Origin of the sequence: Acidilutibacter cellobiosedens (genome assembly GCF_004103715.1) — a bacterium.
GTDB classification, from domain to species: Bacteria; Bacillota; Clostridia; order Tissierellales; family Acidilutibacteraceae; genus Acidilutibacter; species Acidilutibacter cellobiosedens.
Window position 1 is genome coordinate 3,246,618 of sequence record NZ_CP035282.1, and the last position, 18,917, is coordinate 3,265,534.

18 protein-coding genes are annotated in these 18,917 nt (G+C 39.9%); 1 reads left to right on the top strand and 17 read right to left on the bottom strand.

The genetic code is table 11. From position 1 onward, the window contains the following. Positions 1-169: 169 nt before the first annotated feature. From EQM13_RS15630 to EQM13_RS15695, 15 genes are all read right to left on the bottom strand, one after another. Positions 170-2,770 carry an ABC transporter permease gene (locus tag EQM13_RS15630; RefSeq protein ID WP_128753159.1) on the bottom strand — a complete coding sequence of 867 codons (2,601 nt, stop codon included), beginning with the start codon at positions 2,768-2,770 and terminating at the stop codon, positions 170-172. Then, positions 2,767-3,453: an ABC transporter ATP-binding protein gene (locus tag EQM13_RS15635; RefSeq protein ID WP_128753160.1), complete on the bottom strand. Its 687-nt coding sequence runs from the start codon at positions 3,451-3,453 to the stop codon at positions 2,767-2,769. Before EQM13_RS15635 ends, EQM13_RS15630 begins: the two co-directional genes overlap by 4 nt. Before the next feature lie 83 nt (positions 3,454-3,536). After that, positions 3,537-4,526 (bottom strand): sensor histidine kinase, encoded by a 990-nt coding sequence (locus tag EQM13_RS15640; RefSeq protein WP_128753161.1) that lies wholly within the window; start codon positions 4,524-4,526, stop codon positions 3,537-3,539. After that, positions 4,513-5,184, bottom strand: coding sequence for a response regulator transcription factor (locus EQM13_RS15645; protein WP_206172725.1), 672 nt, complete (start codon positions 5,182-5,184; stop codon positions 4,513-4,515). Before EQM13_RS15645 ends, EQM13_RS15640 begins: the two co-directional genes overlap by 14 nt. 11 nt (positions 5,185-5,195) lie before the next feature. Beyond that, positions 5,196-5,390, bottom strand: coding sequence for a helix-turn-helix domain-containing protein (locus EQM13_RS15650; RefSeq protein WP_114218752.1), 195 nt, complete (start codon positions 5,388-5,390; stop codon positions 5,196-5,198). 130 nt (positions 5,391-5,520) lie between these two features. Next, positions 5,521-6,552, bottom strand: a complete 1,032-nt coding sequence (locus tag EQM13_RS15655; RefSeq protein ID WP_161567284.1) for a class I SAM-dependent methyltransferase — start codon at positions 6,550-6,552, stop codon at positions 5,521-5,523. 265 nt (positions 6,553-6,817) lie between these two features. Next, positions 6,818-6,970 (bottom strand): P-loop NTPase family protein, encoded by a 153-nt coding sequence (locus EQM13_RS15660; RefSeq protein WP_320053652.1) that lies wholly within the window; start codon positions 6,968-6,970, stop codon positions 6,818-6,820. 258 nt (positions 6,971-7,228) lie between these two features. Further along, positions 7,229-7,711 carry a threonine/serine exporter family protein gene (locus EQM13_RS15665; RefSeq protein ID WP_128753164.1) on the bottom strand — a complete coding sequence of 161 codons (483 nt, stop codon included), beginning with the start codon at positions 7,709-7,711 and terminating at the stop codon, positions 7,229-7,231. Continuing rightward, positions 7,711-8,526, bottom strand: a complete 816-nt coding sequence (locus EQM13_RS15670) for a threonine/serine exporter family protein (RefSeq protein WP_071141241.1) — start codon at positions 8,524-8,526, stop codon at positions 7,711-7,713. The genes EQM13_RS15665 and EQM13_RS15670 overlap by 1 nt, the downstream gene beginning before the upstream one ends. Then, a complete protein-coding gene (gene proC / locus EQM13_RS15675; RefSeq protein WP_128753165.1) occupies positions 8,499-9,296 on the bottom strand; it encodes a pyrroline-5-carboxylate reductase in 798 nt (265 codons plus the stop codon). Before proC ends, EQM13_RS15670 begins: the two co-directional genes overlap by 28 nt. 83 nt (positions 9,297-9,379) lie before the next feature. Beyond that, positions 9,380-10,447 (bottom strand): M24 family metallopeptidase, encoded by a 1,068-nt coding sequence (locus tag EQM13_RS15680; protein WP_071141239.1) that lies wholly within the window; start codon positions 10,445-10,447, stop codon positions 9,380-9,382. Positions 10,448-10,699: 252 nt separating this feature from the next. Next, positions 10,700-10,822, bottom strand: a complete 123-nt coding sequence (locus EQM13_RS18885) for a hypothetical protein (RefSeq protein ID WP_255417529.1) — start codon at positions 10,820-10,822, stop codon at positions 10,700-10,702. 33 nt (positions 10,823-10,855) lie between these two features. Next, the gene (locus tag EQM13_RS15685) at positions 10,856-12,061 is read right to left on the bottom strand and encodes a hypothetical protein (protein WP_128753166.1); all 1,206 of its coding nucleotides are present in this window, start codon (positions 12,059-12,061) and stop codon (positions 10,856-10,858) included. Positions 12,062-12,063: 2 nt separating this feature from the next. Continuing rightward, positions 12,064-12,528 (bottom strand): RNA polymerase sigma factor, encoded by a 465-nt coding sequence (locus EQM13_RS15690; RefSeq protein ID WP_128753167.1) that lies wholly within the window; start codon positions 12,526-12,528, stop codon positions 12,064-12,066. Positions 12,529-12,702: 174 nt separating this feature from the next. After that, positions 12,703-13,146: an Lrp/AsnC family transcriptional regulator gene (locus EQM13_RS15695; protein ID WP_071141236.1), complete on the bottom strand. Its 444-nt coding sequence runs from the start codon at positions 13,144-13,146 to the stop codon at positions 12,703-12,705. A 135-nt stretch (positions 13,147-13,281) separates the two neighbouring features. Here EQM13_RS15695 and EQM13_RS15700 point away from each other — a divergent pair, with 135 nt between their 5' ends. After that, positions 13,282-13,698, top strand: a complete 417-nt coding sequence (locus EQM13_RS15700) for a carboxymuconolactone decarboxylase family protein (RefSeq protein WP_071141235.1) — start codon at positions 13,282-13,284, stop codon at positions 13,696-13,698. Between the two features lie 229 nt (positions 13,699-13,927). On the opposite strand, the gene EQM13_RS15705 is transcribed toward EQM13_RS15700, so the two are convergent. Continuing rightward, a complete protein-coding gene (locus tag EQM13_RS15705) occupies positions 13,928-18,034 on the bottom strand; it encodes an FtsX-like permease family protein (RefSeq protein ID WP_161567285.1) in 4,107 nt (1,368 codons plus the stop codon). Further along, complete coding sequence (locus EQM13_RS15710) at positions 18,034-18,735, bottom strand: ABC transporter ATP-binding protein (RefSeq protein ID WP_128753169.1); 702 nt, start codon at positions 18,733-18,735, stop codon at positions 18,034-18,036. Before EQM13_RS15710 ends, EQM13_RS15705 begins: the two co-directional genes overlap by 1 nt. Positions 18,736-18,917 lie beyond the last annotated feature (182 nt).

An 18,917-nucleotide genomic window follows, 5' to 3' on the forward strand; every position in this document is an offset into this window, starting at 1 on the left:
GTCCCCTTGTGCGATATGCGCATCTTGGGACAATTTGTCTCGAAGTCATATAAACAAAATGCGCTTGCGGGGTATAATGCCACGCAGACGCATTTTGTTTACCTATATAATAACAATTTTCATATCTACTACCGGAATACCCCTGTCCAGGAACTAGGCTTTTTTTTAATCAAGCCATATCATCCCGGAGTACATCAATGATATTTTCTTTTCTGAGCTTGCTGACGGCATACATCATGGTGACAAAGATTACAAGAAGCACGCTAAACACGCTGATTCCGATACTGGCCCACGGCAACACAAAAATGATACCGTCCGCTCCGCCGATGAACATTCCTTTATAAATCAGCCAGGAGAAGATGATTGCCAATGGAAGCCCGACAAACAGCGCTCTTATGCCATAAAAGGCACATTCACAACGCATCATTCTATTGAAAGAGCGGTCGGACATACCCACGGACTTGAGCATGGCGAGCTCCCGTCGGCGCAGCCGGATGTTGGTGGAAATCGTGTTAAACACATTGGCAACCGCAATCAGCGAAATCATGACGATAAACGTATAAGCGAACACGTTGGAAATGAAGATATAATTCCGGTTTTCATCCATCACCTCAGACATATTCAACAGCATATACGCGGATGTAATCCCCGCACCCTGTATCATCGTTTTCATTTCAGCAACAGACTGTGACGGGTTCTCGGACTGAAAGGTCAAGCCTTTGACTCTGACATCTACAGAGGCATCAGGGGGGGCAATTTTCTCTTTCAGCGACCAAGGCGCCATCACCTGAAAAAAATATGTCCGCTGATCGGAGACTTCTGTCGTCGGAGGTGTGTCCAGACCCACGACTTCTACACAGGTAATGCTTGCGCTTTGTCCATAATCCTTATTCAGCTCCCCCCCATTTGTTTCGGGGATCAGGTCAGCCTCCACGGAAGAACTCTTGAACATATTACGAAACTCGTTGACTTCTTTTTTTCCCTTCTTCTCATTGCTGCCAGTCTGTATTTTGGCAACGGCAATCATTTTTGTGTTTTCCCCGGTATAGTCCTCTGCGGACAGACCCGCGCTCTTAATGAGGTTCAGATATGTGCTGTCATCAAGGAACTGGATCTCTATTGGCAGTTCTACCGTTTTGCCCGGCGAAGATCCCCCTGCGGATTCCCAGTAATCGTTTGAGAGTTCGTCTGCCTGAACAACGCAGGAATACTTCATAACAGCCTGATAGGAGCTTCCGGTAACACCATCGGCGGTTTTCAGCTTGTTATAGAGTTGAATCATTTCGCCGTCGTCCATATCCTTCGTTCCGAAACCAATGTCATAAGTGGTAACTGACAATACCTGTGCCATCGTCTGCTTCAAATCTGTTACAAAAGCACTGGTCGATATAAACAGCACGACGCTTAAAACAAGTGACAGTACAATGCTGCGGTAACGTTTTTTGTTCCTCTTGAAATTCTTCAGCGCAAGGGTTCCTTCCAGACCGCACATGCGCTGCACCAGTTTTGATGTTTTTACGGCTCCCGCTTCCACCTGCACTTCGTTCGTCTGGCGGATACACTCCATTACCGGCGTACTGGCAGCTTTCATGGCCGGGATATAGGCCGAAATCAAAATCGTGACCAGACTAACCGTCGCTGCACCGACAATTGCGGGAACTGACACATGCAGGGTTAAGGGAACGCCAGAGTAGAAAATGCTCCCAAAGTTCCCTGATACAACGGAAATCACAAGCCGGATGCCGCCCAAGCCTGTGAGAATGCCGATTGGGATGCCGACTGCACCAATGCAAAGCCCTTCAAAAAGTACCGAATTCCGCAATTGCTTTGTCGTGGCCCCCACGGAGGCAAGAATCCCTATCTGCCGTGTACGCTCGTTCAATGAGATACTGAAGGAATTGTGGATCAAAAAAACCGAGCCAATCATGATAATGGCAACCACAATGCCGCCCACTGAGTACAAGAGCGCATTAAAAATCTTATCGGATGAATCGAGGCCCATGAAGCGCAGCACATCATGATTCAGGATGTAAGCATGGCCAGCCGCCTCAGTACTCGCGTAGGAATGAACCTGACGAGGATTCTTCAGAGTGATAAACAAGCTGAGGTCGTCTGCCGTTTCTACAGTATCCGATATTGTAATCAAAGTATATCCCGGCGCGGAGTCTTCCTCAAAAACTGGTGTTCCACAAATACCGACAACCGTATAAGTTTTCTCGCCGCGTGGTACAAGCGTTTCGGCCCCTGATGTGTACGGATCATTCTGACTGAGTTTCTTATTTCCATTCATGCGACTTCCCACAGACAAGGAAACCGTATCGCCCACCGTATAGGAAACACCGCCGTTTGTCGCAGTTTTTCCCGAGACAAGAATTTCCCCGCTGTTTTCAGGAAGTCTGCCCGAAAGTAAGGTCACGGGCAAGGCATCAAAGGTTTCCTTGCTGAATCCAGATATAAAGAGATACGGCTTATTAGGATTTTTCCCGCCGTCAAGTTTTGCATAGCCGATATTTTCAAATTTTACGGTGTTTGCAACTTTGTCGTTACTTGCCTGCTTCGCTACGAAGGAAGAATCAACATCCAGAAACGCAACGTGCCAATCGCCGTATTTTGCGGCTGCGCCCTTCGCCATATAGTCCAGCAAGGAAACACCAAAGGTAGCGACTGCCGTAATCATGGCGGCGGACAGAACAACTCCGATAATCGTGACAATCGTTCGGGTACGGCTTTTTTTCATGCTTTGCAGGGTGACTTTGTTGAAAATGTTCATGGTCGCACCATCCTCTCATCCCGCGTTACTTTGCCGTCTGATATGCCGATAATGCGGTCTGCTTGCAGGGCGATATTTTCATCATGGGTGACGAGGAGCAGGGTCTGCCCATATTTTTTATTGCTTTCTTTCAGCAGTTTGATGATTTCATGTCCATTTCGGCTGTCCAAACTGCCTGTGGGTTCGTCGGCAAGCATGACAGCCGGAGCGTTCATCAAAGCGCGTCCTATGGCAACGCGCTGTTGCTGACCGCCTGAAAGCTGATTGGGTAAATGTGTTTTGCGGTCTTTTAGCCCAAGCAAATCCAACAAATCATTCAGCCGTTCCTCGTTGACCTTCCGTTTGTCCATCAGTATAGGCAAGGTGATGTTTTCCACCACATTCAGAGTGGGAATGAGGTTGTGAAACTGGTAAATCAGTCCGACCTGCCGCCTGCGGAAAATGGCGAGTTTTTCATTGCTTTGGGTATATACATCCTGCCCGTCCAAATACACCTTTCCGCTTGTCGGCACGTCCACGCCGCCGATGATGTGAAGCAATGTAGATTTGCCGGAACCGGATGAGCCGATGATTGCGGTAAATCCTCCTTTTTCGATTGTAAGCGAAACATGGTCAAGGGCGGTAACTTGGTTTTCGCCCTTGCCGTAGATCTTACATAGATTTTCAATTTTTAAAAACTCCATTATGTGAGCCTCCTTTTCTCTTGGTTCACCTATATAATAGAACCTTCAGCTTACATCTCGGTGACTTTCAGGTGAGAGATTCGTCACTTTGGGAAACGAATGGTAAATATCGCACCGCCCTGGGGGTGATTTTTTGCGGTAATCGTCCCTCCCTGCCGTGTTATAATCATCTTGCAGAGAGCCAAGCCGATCCCGTATCCTGTCGCACCTGCGTTTTTCCCACGATAAAACCTGTCAAACAGGCAAGGTAAGTCTTCTTTTTCAAAGCCTGCACCGCTGTCGTGGATGGCAATCTCGGTAAACAGTGGATTGGACCTGCAGACAATCTCAATCTTCCCATTCTCGCCTGCGCTTTCTATACAATTTTTGATGATGTTCTGAATTGCTTCCGAAAGCCAGCCAGAATCGCCTTGAATAATTATCCCTTCCGGTACGTCTGTTTGCAAAGCAATACCATGCAGCTCCATTGAAATCAGGAATGGGCGAAGCGCGGCGCATACAAGAGCATTCACATCAATCTGCTCGCTTTGGAACACCACAATGCCCGCGTCCAGGCGGGATAATTTCAACAGGGAAGTAAGCAGCCAATCCATCTGTACAAACAATTCCTTTGTTTCCCGTATCAATGCTTTCCGTTCGTTTTCGTCAAGGTTATTCTCCAACAATGACAGAATAAGGTTTACGGATGTGAGAGGGGTGCGAAGTTGGTGAGCTATGTCGGCCAGCGAATCAGCAAGATGTTCTTTTTCTTTTTTCAGTGCGTCGTTTTGCTCCCGAATACGCAGCGTCATTTTTGTTATCTCGCTTTGCAGAATGGAAAGTTCGCCCTCGTCCGATTCACCAATATACAGATGGTCGGCATTATGAAGCACAAGATCGATTTGATCTGAAATCCGCGCAATGCTTTTGTATCGGGCTTTGGTAAACGCAAAAAATGCTGCCCCAAAGGCGGCGGCAGAAGCAACGGCAAGGATTCCAGCCAACCTATTGATTGCAAATCCCAGCGTTACAGCGGCGGCGGCTATTAAGGAGAACAAAATGGCAAACTGCCGAAACTCTCTATTCCGAAGCATAACCGTCCCCCAATCTATACCCCGTCCCGCGAACGGTCAGAATGATTTGCGGACTCGCGGGGTCGTTCTCTATCTTCTCCCGCAGGCGTTTAATGTATACGGTTAACGTATTGTCATTAACAAACTCGCCTGCAGCGTCCCACAATTCGTCAAGCAGCCTGCTCCTCGTGATAATACTTTTTGGGTTGTTAATAAACACCAACAACAAGCGGTATTCTAAAGCTGAAAGAAAAACTTCGTTGCCGTTTTTTTTCACAATGCCGCTTGCCGTATCGACATGAAGCTCGCAGATTTCAAAATCCGATGGAGAACGTCCGCTTTTTCGCAAGGCGGTTCTGATTCGTGCGATCAATTCCCGGGGACGAAAAGGCTTGGTGATATAGTCGTCCGCACCCATGTTCAATCCGGTAACAACACTTGCTTCATCGCCGGAAGCCGTCAGAAAAATAACAGGAACATGTTGCCTTTCCTTGATTTCCGTGCAAACCGTAAAGCCGTTTCCGTCAGGCAAAGAAATATCAATCAACGCCAAGTCAAATTTATTCCCGGCAAGAATAGCAAGGGCATCACTCCGCGTAGGGGCATGGGTGACTGTAAATCCCTCCGAGCGGAGCAAAAGTATAAGGTTTTTAGCGATTACTTTATCATCCTCAACCAAAAATATCCGTTTCATTTATTCTCACCATCCTTTACTTTACTGCTCCTGCATCGTCCGTCAGCCGGTTTTTCAGCGTCAGCAGGAACAAGCCATGTATTTCCCATTTTTTTAGCTCCCTTAATCCGCCCAGCGGAGCAATGGTACACTACCATTCTGTCCGTGATTCCCCAATTTTTCGCTGCTTCTTTTGTCGTTATATAATCCACGCATAACACCTCCATAGCTATATTGTATTTCTTTTGACGGAAATATACAAGCTGAGACATAACCGGTGGGTTATTGTATAGATACAATCAAAAAGGATACCATAACGGTATCCTCAAATTTATATTATATTTACTTAATGGCTGTAATAAACGGATCAATATATGTCGGGGCTTCAAATTGTACTGCAACGCTTACTACTTTTTTAATAATACCATCTATTGAAGCAAGATCTTTCGGTCTATCCTTGTCTGAATATTGATCAAACAATTTTGCAGCAGCTATACCGCCATTATAGGTGGGAATTATTTTTCCAAAACCTATATCCTTTAACCAAGAAACAAAAGTTCTTCCGGATGGATGAATCGTTTTACATACTTGTGAATTAATGATTTTATGCTTTATACCTTCTAAATACGGTACAGTTATTTGGTTAAACGAGACCTCACCTTCTGCAGACAGTTGTTTTACAACTTCTTTTTTTGACATGGCAATTGTCAATGCATATTGAACTGCATATTCTTTTTCAATATTCCTATTATATAAGATTATCTTACAAAGATTGTCCTTAATTTCTGAAATCCATATATCTTGTTCTTGCCCGTTTCTATAGCCGCTCAATGCTTCATAATAAATTCTTAATCTTCCTTTTGGTTTTAGTACCCGATATAATTCCTCTACGGTTTTTTTCGGGTCCGGTGTCTGCTCAATAGATGAAGCTGCCATTATACCATCAAATGTATTGTCATCAAAAGGAAGTTTTGTACCTACCGTATATTTTATAAACTCAGCATTCGTTATTCCCATTCTCTTTGCATTTTCTGTACAAACTTCTATTCTCTTTACTGATGAATCTATTCCAATAACTTTTTTTACATATGGAGCAACGATTAATGAAGGCCAACCGTCTCCCGGTCCGAAATCCAATAAAATTTTTCCTTCTCCATCAGTCGAATAAAGAAAGTCATAAAGTTGTCCCCTATCTTTCCAGTGAGATATTTTTGAAGCATCAAAGGGCTGATATATAATGGGTAAACTATATTCAGATTGTGACTCCATTTCATTATAAATAAATTCCTCTGATGTACATGATTTAGGCATTAATTTTTCTTCTATCCAGTTAAACACATTTTTCTCTGAAGCGTTTTGATTTTCCATTGACATCATTTGATACCTCCAATTATTTGTCTTTTAATCTATTTATTTAAGGTACCTTTCGCCAATGGATAAAGTCATTTTTAGTTAAATACACTTCCTCCATTCGTTAAAAGGTCCCTATTATTAGTTATTGCTCTCATAATGTCCAACTCCTTTCATAATAGCATTTTTTGTTCATAAATATTATTCTGCAAGCAAAATGAAAATCCTCTTTTATAATAAAATTTTAAAGATAAAGGGACACCCTGTCTTTTCATGTCATGTGTTAAATTCATAATTCAACAATCTTTGTGGCAACATTTTTGCAAAATTCACTGTCATGTTCCACAAATAATAAAGTTGGTAAATATTCAAGGATTAACTCTTCTATTTGTATGCGAGAGATAATATCAATAAAATTAAGAGGCTCATCCCTGATTTTCAAAAGTAAACCACCCACGGATAAAAGCACAGGTTTCCAGCTTCTTCGTCCTCGTAACCTACTAACTCCAACTGAAAGTATATATTTAAGTCATTGCGGCTTCAACTGCATCTTTCAGTTCTTTTTTTCAAACTGCCTCTTTCCCCTGTTCTCAGAGTATAACTGCTCACATGCTTATTTTTGGACGTTTCAATTTTAAAATATGCATTGCTCATAGCACGGCCACCCTTTCTTTACTAATATTTTTATATCTTAAAGTCCTTATTTATTAGACTTTTTGGATCTGCGTTCTATCTCATTCCACACTTCAGATTCCTGCTCCCATCCAAATACCTTTGCTGGTATTGAATAGGCAACTCCAATCCCGAGTGAAATTGCCAGAGCAATTTTAATACTTTCAATTCCTTTTAACATGGCCTCATGTCCCGCATTAATAAAAATGTAGTAAGCCATATAATAAATACCGGCACCGGGAACTAATGTAAATATCCCGCACAGAAGAAACAGGGTAGTTGATGCTTTGCATTTTACGGAAAGAATGCGAGACATAGCTGTCAATATCATGCTGGCGATAAATGTAGCTAAAATCGAGTTATGAAAGTAATGGTTAATTATTAGATATACACTCCATCCCACACTTCCAGTAAGTCCACAGAAAAAGTAGTACTTTTTTGGAACGTTGAAGAGTATGGAAAATGCAACAGTACCTGTAAAAGCCATTATTATTTGCATTGCCGTTTTCATTAAAAAATTCCTCCCCTTATCATGCTCCATATTTTCATAGCAATACCAACTCCCATGGCAATGCAGCCTGCAGTTAAAAGTGTATCCATAAGCCTTATTATCCCTGATAAGTAGTCATTTTCCAAGAAATTCCTTATGGAGTTCGTTAATGGTATCCCCGGAACTAGCGGAAAAATCGATCCTATGATAATTCGATCCAGGTTATTCCCAAAACCTATACTGTAGAGACCGCAGCATGTAAGGGAAACCAGAAGACTTCCGATAATATTTACCATAATTTTCGGCAAATTCGCTTTTGGAACCCCAAAAATTAGAAAAATATATAGAACCATACCTCCGACTAAGGCTACCAACGAATCCGTTATACTACCTTTAAACAAATAACAAAAGCTGGCACTTCCACAGCCGGAAGCAAGAATCTTTAGTAAATTGCCTGAAGAATTCATCTTTTCAATCCGTTCCAATTCCCTTTTAATATCAATAGAGCTACACTTTCCACCAGCAATTCGGCGTGAAAGATTATTAAGAGCCTCTACCCGACACAACATAATAGGTGCCAATGGGACAGCACAAATACGACTGGAATAAAACTTCCCATTCACAACAATTGAAGCAAAAATCCCGTTTGCAATTACATAAGCATTAAATTCTTTCAACCCCAGTGCTTCTGCCGCATAGCGCATGGCCTGATCAGTCCTGAAAATTTCTCCTCCGTTAAGAAGCATCATCTCCCCCATCCTGGTTACCAAGTTAAAGCATTCCAAAGTATAGCCGTCCTCGTTTTCTTTTATAATTCCATTGATTTTTTCACACATGCTTCAACCGCCTTTATTACACTGCCTCTGAAACCTTTTTCTTCTAAGACACTGACAGCTTCAATGCTGGTGCCACCGGGGGAGCATACCATGTCTTTTAACTCACTGGGAGACATGCCTGTCTCCAATAGAAGCTTCGCGCTTCCCATAACTGCCTGTTCAGAAAATGTATAGGCCTGCTGCCTATTCATTCCTTCTTTTACTGCCGCATCAGCCATAGCTTCAATCAGCAGACATACATAAGCCGGAGAACTTCCACTTATTCCTACAACTGAATTCATCATATATTCCGGGACTTCCTCTACTCTTCCAAACCCATTGAACAGTTTTTTTATGTGTTCCATTTCAATCTTCGTTACATTAGAATTTCCACATAAAGCGGTCATTCCTTCAAGTACCATAGCTGGAGTATTAGGCATAGCTCTGATAATTTTGGCTCCTTCTTTAAATCCTCTTTTTAATTTTTCCAACGTCTCTCCGGGAGCAATTGAAACAATGATTGTTTCAGGTTTAATTACATTCTGTATGCTTTTTATTATACCTTTGTAAAACTGCGGCTTAACCGCTAATATTACAATATGACTTTCGGCCGCTGCTTTCTGGTTGTCACAGCTTCCACTAATGCTCAATTCCTTTTCTATCCTCTTTACCTTTTCCTCATTAATATCTGTAACTATGACCTGAGACGTTTCCAAAAGACCTGCTTTTAAGATCCCTTTTACAATAGCCTTTCCCATATTTCCGCTACCAATCACGCATAATTCTTTCATATTTATCTATCCTTTCTCCCTTATATTTCTGATGCCTCCCGTATTTATATTAGCAAAATCCGTATAAGTTCTGCTTTCCTTTTTTATAATTCTATCAAGTCATGTGTGAAACGAACCATATTCTCATACCCGTCCTCTGTTACAAGTATCTGATCTTCGATTCTTACGCCTCCCCATTCTGGAATATATATTCCAGGTTCTATGGTCCTTACATTTCCGGACATTAGCTTAGTCAGGTCTGCCTCTGACGAAAATGGCCCTTCATGAACAAAAAGCCCTATGCCATGGCCGATATTTGTGTATTGGTATCCCATGTACTCCGTTCCTTCCAAGGCTTTTAAAGATTCACGATAAATCTCTCTTCCGGTAACTCCGGCTTTTGTTATGGCAAGACAATCTTCTACCATCTTTTTTTCCAGCTCATATACCTCTTTTTGTTTAGCTGTTGCTTTCCCCACCACAACGGTTCTTGTCATATCAGACATGTAGCCGTGTACCTGACAGCCAAAATCCATCAGAACAAAATCGCCATATTCGACCGCCTTTTCTGAAGGAATTCCATGCAAAAGTGAAGTTCTTGCGCCGGAAATCAAAATATTACCATACGGCATAGTATCGGCACCTTCCATAACCATATATAAAGATAATTTTGCTGCCAATTCTTTTTCTGTTACCCCTACCCTGATTTCCGGGAGGAGTTTTTCTAAAGCACGGCAGGATATCTCGCACGCTGCCCTCTGATATTCAATTTCCTGAGGACTTTTAACCTGACGCATTTTTTCAATGACATCTGTTTCAGGAATCAATTCTCCTTTAAAAGTCTCTTTAAATGTCTGGTAATCGGCAAAATTCATTCTATCCGCCTCAAAGGCTAAAGTAGAAAGTTTGTTCTCTGCCATCAGTTCGCTAACCTTATCTCCTATTGTGTTGCCTTTTTCTCTCCAATTTACTACTTTATATTGAGGGCACTCTATGGCTGCCTGTTCCGTATATCTGGGATCCGTGAGGAAATAATAATTTGACCTTGTTATAAGAAGATAACTATCATCTCCTGTATAACCGCTTATAAAACGTACATTCTCCTTTTTGGCTACAAAAAATCCGTCCAAATGTTTTTCTTCCATATAAGACAATAATTTTTCTTCGTTCATTTATCGGTTCCTCCTTCTTTATGTAATATATTAGACATAATATGTAATCCTAAAACTATCATAATATTCCGCTATAACTACAGGTTATAATAATACAAATTGACTTTTGTGTCAAACAAATCATGCTTTCATTAAAACTATTGCCAAAACTAATCATTTAACGTATGAAATAGTTTTGGCAACCGTAAAATTAAGCTATTTAGTTTTTATTCTTATACAGTACCTATCTTTTTAAGAATCATGCCAGTTCTCTTATGCGTTCCTTGTGATATATTTTCTATACCATCTATATTCTAATTTTTTATATTCTTTTAATCCAATATCTTCATTTAATATTATTTCTGAAAAAATAAATATATTGTTGTAATAAAACATCCGCAACCCCTTCTTTTACTTGTTTCATCTTTTTTACAACTTCAGTTCCGCTACATTCCCATAAAGTATCTTCTCCGTATCATCGTTTGATTCTTCAGCTTTTTCCTCTTTTGGTGTCATTATCTTTCCATAATTATCTGTTATCTTATTATTTACCGTATTAAGTTTGTCTTCCGGTACTTCAATAAGTCCATAGTTAATTATCGATGCAACATTTTCATTGAATTTCTCATAGTCAAGATTTTCATCAAAGATAAGTTTCCCCATATTCCTTATAGTTACTTCCTCTTCTAAATTTCCTGATAATATAAGCTTTCCTTTATTGTTCAACAACTTTCCCTTGATTATTTCTACCTCCACATTTTTGTCCAACCCATCCTTGATAATTTCATAAGTTTTTTCGTTGCATACAACCGTATCACAAATCAAATGCTCAATATACTGGTCAAACACTATATTATCCTTCAAATATATTTCCGCATCTCCGTCTACATATAAAACATTATGGTCGTATTTTCTTATTGAAATATCATCTATGGAAATATCCCCATCTATATATTGAACTCCTCCGGACCCTTGAGGAATTAAAGTCTTGTTCACCGTATAATATTCATCAATATATGGAGAAATTTCATCTTCATATTCATCAAGCATTACTACCTTATCTAAAATCTGAATATTAGATATCTTCTCCTTTAATAGCTTTATGTCAATGTCGTCGATAATGATTAATTGCTCAAATGCTAACTTCGAATCCGATTTTAAACTCTTTAGAAAACTATTCGTCAACTTGAAATTTCCGCTGAAAAATTTGTAGTCGTTATTATAGTTGACGATTTTTCCGTTAATTATCCCTTTAGACTGAACAGCCACAGCCAATCTCTTAGTACATATCAATTTACCATTCAGCAAAACGGAATAAACCTTATCATCAAATAGTTTGATATCAATGTCATTTTCAAAAGTCAGAATTCCGTTCACCATAATAGATACGGATTTCACTAATCCTTCTAAATAATCTCTGTCTACTTTCATTTTCCCGTTTTGAATTATGATATTTATTTCTTTTGGTACTTTTATAGTACTGGCAACATTTATTTTTTCACAATTTTTTAAAAGTACCCGAGATTCATCACTTTCTACAAGTGTCCCAATATCCTCAATCTTTGTTATTTCCTGAGCTAAATCCTCAGAAATATTTCTAACATCTAACATTCCTATACCTATAATCTTTGACATTTTTATTCCTCCCATAATCTATTTTTTAATATTTTTAATGACGCACTTAATCGAGAACGGACTGTAGATGGGGAGATACCTAATATTTTACCTATCTCACTACTATTTAAACTCATTTTATACTTCAGTAACAGCACTCTTCTGTTATTTGGGGGTAACTTTTCTAATAGTATCCTTATAACTGCGCTTTCTTCAAAGTCTCCATATCCTTCAAATATTTCATCATTTTCTAAGTAAGTCAATTTAGCTTGCTTCCTAATATTGTCGATGTTCTTATTCTTAATGGTTGTAAAAAACCAACCTTTAATTTGATACTCGTTCATATTTGCAAATATTTCTTCTCTCTCCAATGCAGCTACATAGGTGTCTTGAACTAAATCTACAGCTTGATCTTCATTGTGAGCAATTGACCTTGCAAAGGAAATAAAATCTTTATTGTATTTTTGATAAACCAAATACACATTCATTATCTCACATCCTCGATTAGTGCTTTCACTTATATAACGAATGAGGAATCAAAAGTGTCCAAATTAATTTTTAAATCTATTTAAAAAAATACTAATCGACCCTTCTTTTGCATATAAGAAATAATATCAATAAAATTAAGTAGTCCATCTTTACAAATCATTTTTCATTTAATATTAAAGATATTTTTTAATATTATTATTTATTGTTACTTCTGACAATGCTATAATGGTTTCTGTCATTGCATATGAAGATATATCATTTATAAATTCTTCTATATCATTTAAAGATCTAATTGATAATTTGACTAAAAAGCATCCATCCCCAGCAATTCTATAACACCATTCGCTTTGTTTATACTCCTTAATAAATATCTTAAATTTTTCATACTGCCCATTTCTCATAGTTACCTTAATTATACAATCAATATACAATCCAAGTTTCTTTTTATTTATTTTAATTGTATATCCTTCAATGACCCCATTATCTTCGAGTCTTCTTACTCTTTCAGTAACAGATGGCGGCGAAAGATTTACACGTCTGGATAATTCTCTTATAGATAATCTGCTTTCTTTCTGTAACTCTTGTAAAATTAGCACATCTATTTCATCTAATTTCATTTGTACTCCCCCTCATAAATTATTGTTTTAAATGACATACTTATTATTATATTATATATCATTTACAATACAATATTTATATTATAATTTATATAATATAAATTGTTAAAGAATATATTATAGAGGAGAGATAACATGGCAAAAATAATTTTTTCACAAGAAGGACTTTCACCATTTCAACAATTATTAGGTCATAATAAGTATGTATTGGAAAAATGGTCTTCTTTAGAGGAATGTTTTTTCAATAGTAATACATTTACAACCGAATTAAAAGAAGAGGTAAGACGTACTCTTGCTTTTAATAATGGATGCCAATATTGTATGGCTAGAGGTAAGCCTTCTGATGGAATAACTGATTCAAAAATTTTGATTGCTACCAAAATAGCAGATATTGTTTCTAAAAATCAGCCTATTAGTGATGAATATTTTAATAAATTAAAAAAAGAATTTACTGACAATGAAATTTCTGAACTTTTAGCTCTGATATGTTTTATAACGGCCTCTCAGAGGTTTGGAGCATTACTTGATTTACAGCCAAGTTGTCCAATTTAGCTAAACTTTCAATAACAACTTATAGGCAATTGGGGTTCAAATACCCTATGATCGCAGCCCACACCATGCAGAAATATAATAAAAATGCTCATTTGAAGTAAATTCAAATGAGCATTTAAGAATTTATATATTATATTTTATGTCCTGAAAGTTCTGCTTGGCAGGCATATCTTGCATCTTAGTTATCTCCAATCCTTTGCGGAAATACTTTTTCAATTTATGCTTCGGCTTAATCCACTGATTTTAAAGATTCAAGCATATCAATGTTTCTAATTCTCGGCTTCGTGCACTGATTAACAATCCATGTAAAGAACATCATCAGAATTATAGCCCCAAGATAACCCTGCCATGTAAGATCACGGGCAAGAAATAGCATATCCGGCTCTACGGTTGTAACAACCGCTCGATAAAGGAAGACACCAAACAACAGTCCCACAAGGCATCCGACAGTCGATAAAATAACCGTTTCACGAAAAATGTAGCTGTATGTTTCCTTATCATAAAAGCCAAGGACTTTAAGCGTAGCAAGTTCCCTTTGACGTTCGCCGATATTGATATTCGTCAGATTATAGAGAACAACAAACGCAAGCACCCCTGCTGCAATAATCAGAATCCAGATGATATTGTCCACACTCTTTATAGAAGTCCTGATATTACCCAAAAGGTCGTCCGTAAAAGAGATTACACCAATACCGGAAGCTTCGGACAGGTATGTCTTTATTTCATCATCGGTACGGTTCTTTGCCGTAATAGCAAAAAACTGATTGTATTCGGGTGTTTCACCGAATGAGGCTTTATAGGCATTTTTACCAATATAAACATAGTTGGAAGCGTAATTTCTCGTAATTCCTGTAATTTTAACAGGATATCTCTCATCATTATCCAGATATTTCACCCAAATCGTGTCGCCGACACCGACATTCAAATTCAGTGAAAGTTTTTCAGTAATCACTGCACTGTCGTCTGTAAAAGAAAGATTTTTCTTTGTCTCTGGATCGTAAAGAGTAACATAATCCGTAAACTCTTCTGCTTCTTTTGGGGATACCACATAAATGTTATAGGTATCCTTATCCTTGTCCTTCAGGCTTGCCTCGGCAGAGTTATGAAGTACCTCGGTTGATTTATCGAAATATGTTTTATCCGATAAGAGGGAAGTAAGATCAGCGGAGGGCTTTTCCTCGTCGAAACCGATTGTGACATCGTAATGAAAGATATCACGGAATTGCTCATCCAAAATCGCCCTCACTGCATTTTTCGCACCCAAAGCCGTAACCACCAGTGCAGTACAGCCAATAATGCCTGCGAGGGACATCATCAACCGTTTTTTGTTTAATCCAAGATTCCTGACAGTTACCTTTTGTGTGAAGGTAAGTCTGCTCCAAACCGGTTTTACATACTCTAAAAATACACGTTTCCCACTTTTTGGAGCCTTCGGACGCATAAGTTCGGCAGGAGATTCCCTCAAGGAATTTTTTGCCGCAATACCGGTAGAAAGGGTCGTGATAAACACAGTCGCAAAAACCGACAGGGCTCCGATACCAAAATAAAAGGCCGGCGTCATTTTGGGCAATGCGAAAACAATGCCATAAGCTCTCCATATAATAGTCGGGAGCAACCAAAATCCTACACATATTCCGCCCATGCTGCCTATCAGGCTGGCAGAAGCAGCATATTTTAAATATCTCCCGGCAATTTTTCCGTTTGAGTAACCAAGGGCTTTAAAAGTACCGATAAGGGTTCTGTCCTCATCCACCATACGGGTCATAGTAGTCAGACATACCAGTGCGGCCACGAGAAAAAATACAATCGGAAACACGGTGGCAAGATCGCGCATACGTTCCGTGTCGCCTTCATAGGTAACAAAAGCCTCATTCATATGCCTGTCAAGGACATACCATTTTGGTTTACCTAAACCGGAAAGCTTGTTCTCCGCATCCTCTATTTTTTGCTTTGCATCTGCAAGGTCCTTATTGGTTTCAAGTTTTTTATCTTCATATTCCTGTTGCTTTTCAGTGAGTTCTTTCTCCCCTTTCGCAATTTCTGACGCTGCATCATTAAGTTCTGCTTTAGCATCGGTGAGTTTCCTATCAGCCTCCGCTTTTTTATCCTTATACTCCTGTTGCTTTTCAGTGAGTTCTTTCTCCCCTTTCGCAATTTCTGACGCTGCATCATTAAGTTCTGCTTTAGCATCGGTGAGTTTCCTATCAGCCTCCGCTTTTTTATCCTTATACTCCTGCTGCTTTTCAGTAAGTTCTTTTTCTCCGTCTGTAATTTCTGACGCTGCATCGTCAAGTTCTGCTTTAGCATCGGCAAGTTTTGTATCCGCTTCTGATTTTTGGGTATCATATTCCTCACGGCCCTCATCATAAACCCGTCTTGCAGAAATCAATTCGTCTTTCGCTTGAGAAAGCTGATTTTCGGCACTCCCAAGCTCTGCACTCTTTTCAGAATATTCGTCTTCACCTCTGTCAAGGGTCTGTCTGGCATCGGCAAGCTGTGCTTCACCTTCCTCTATTTGTGAGGCGGCAGCATTGTACTCCGCCCATTTCTGTGCAAGAGTATGCTTCATCGTTACAAGTCCGGCAAGCTGATCATACTGTTCCTGGGCTGCATCAAGTTGCGCCTTCATTACATCAAGCTGTGCAATCAGTTCGGCAGCCTGTTCCTCTGTAAGACCGGCGGCTTGTAATGCTGCCTGATATTGTTCATTCAGCGCATCGTATTCCGGCGTCCCCGGTTCGTAAGCGTCTCTCGCCGCTTTCAGCTGTGCAAGCTGAGAAATAGTTTCATATTGCGCTTTTGATTCATTAAGCTGGGATTCCATAGACGGGAGTGCGGCTTCTATTTCCTCCATCGTCATACCCATAGCACTTTCGGCTGACGCCGCACCTGCATCATATTGTGCTTGGACTGCATCAAGGGTCTCTTTATTTTTTGCAAGAGCAGCTTTTCCATCTTCAAGTTCATTTATTTTCTTATCGTAATCAGCCCAGCCGTTATCAAGCTTCCCCCTAGCAGCTCTCAATTCAGATTTCCCAGAAGTAAGTCTATTCCGATTTGCTTCAAGCTCTTTCTCATCATCATCAATTTTTTCCGCAGCATCTTCAAGCTCTGCCTTGGCATCGGCTAATTGTCGCTGAGCATCTGCCTTTTGCTCGTTATATTCGGCCAACCCGTCGGCATATTTCTCTTTTGCATCTTCAAGTTCTTTTGCACCTTCATTAAGCTTTTTTTCGGCATCAGCCAATTGTTGCCCGACATCTGCCTTTTGCTCATTATAATCAGCCAACCCGTCGGCATACTTCTCTTTTGCATCTTCAAGTTCTTTTGCACCTTCATTAAGCTTTTCTTCGGCATCGGCCAATTGCTGTTCGGCATCTGCCTTTTGTTTATGATATTCGGTCACTCCATCAACGTATTTTTCTTTTGCGTCTTCAAGGGTTTTCACACCTTCGTCGAGCTGTAATTTTGCATCCCCTAACTTTTCATCTGCCTCTTTATCGGCATCATTATATTCTTTCTTTGCCTCAGCCAAATCGGATTGGAACTCATCATGACGAAGAGTCTGCCGTTTTTCGGCAAGTGTTTCAAGTCGCTCTACAGCAATATCCGTACGGTCAAAATATTCGTTTTCAAAAGCGTTTAGTTCTTTTGCGCCTTTCACAGACACATACATATCCGTATAGCCATCCACGATAAAGTTTTTCTGCGGTACATACAAAACGTAATCAATCATTCCGCTACCCACAGAGGTGTTACCTTGCACAAAAGATAAATAATAAGGAGATTCTGCGACGCCGACAATGGTGTACTTCAACCGATCCAGCGTATCAGGAATATCACCGTTTGAATTTTTGTCCAGTGAGATGGTACTGCCGAGTACAATATTTTTCAATCCGATGGACGGACGTATAATTACTGCCTCTCCGTCATTTTTCGGCCAGCGGCCATCTATCATTTTCAACTGGTTCATATAATCAGGAGCGGAAGTATCGGTTGTTTTGGATAAACCGTTTATACGAAAAGCATAGTCTTTATCTCCAACAGAGCCCGTTGCATCCACCGTATAACTTGCCATAACTTCTGAAACACCGTCGGTGTTGCGTATTGCCTTCACATCTTCATCGGTAAAACCATACGTCGAAAGCATACGGATGTCCATGACGTTTTGTCGGTCGTAGTATTCATCCCCGACCCGTTTCATATTGGGAGAAACTGCCGCTAATCCGGCAAACACTCCGGCCCCCAAAAATGAGATAAGGATAATGGATATAAATCGGGTTAAGGAACTTTTTACAGCCCGTGTTGAACTTTTTTGAAATACTGTGCTTTTCATTACCATTCAATCCTTTCCGCAGGCATGGGATTTTGATTTTCCCGTATCTCCGATACTGTACCGCTATTAATACGGATCACCCGGTCTCCAATTGTTTCAAATGCCGAGTTATGAGTAATAATAACCACAGTTTTCCCGTTGTTACGGCAGGTATCCTGCAATAATTTCAAAATGTTTTTACCCGTCTTGTAATCAAGTGCACCTGTCGGTTCATCGCAAAGCAGCAGCTTTGGATTTTTGGCAAGTGCACGTGCAATGGCAACCCTCTGCTGTTCGCCGCCTGAAAGCTGGGAAGGAAAGTTATGCATTCTATCTCCAAGACCAACATCAATAAGGCATTTCTCAGCATCAAGAGGATCTTTGCATATTTGTGAAGCAAGTTCGACATTCTCTACAGCTGTCAGATTCTGTACCAAATTATAAAACTGAAATACAAAACCTATATCCTCACGGCGATACCGTATCAACTGATTACGGTTATATTTACTTATTTCCGAACCATCCAGGTAGATATTACCCGATGTGCAAGTATCCATGCCTCCGAGCATGTTCAGAACCGTCGTTTTGCCTGCGCCGGAAGGGCCAACAATGACAACAAGCTCTCCTTTGTTTATCGTAAAGTCAACGCCTCTAATTGCTTCAACTTTTACTTCGCCGCTTTGGTATACTTTGCGGACATTTTCGAATTCTACAAATGGCATGATTATTGTCTCCTTCTACTTAATTAATAAATTTCTATAGTGCCAAAAGAATCAAAAATGATTTATAAATTTTTAACTCGATTCAAAACTATAGTTGATTAATTGACACAAGTCTATTATAATAAGAAGTGTAATAAATAACAATAATCACATTAGTTTTGTAATGTCAATTAATCAACATT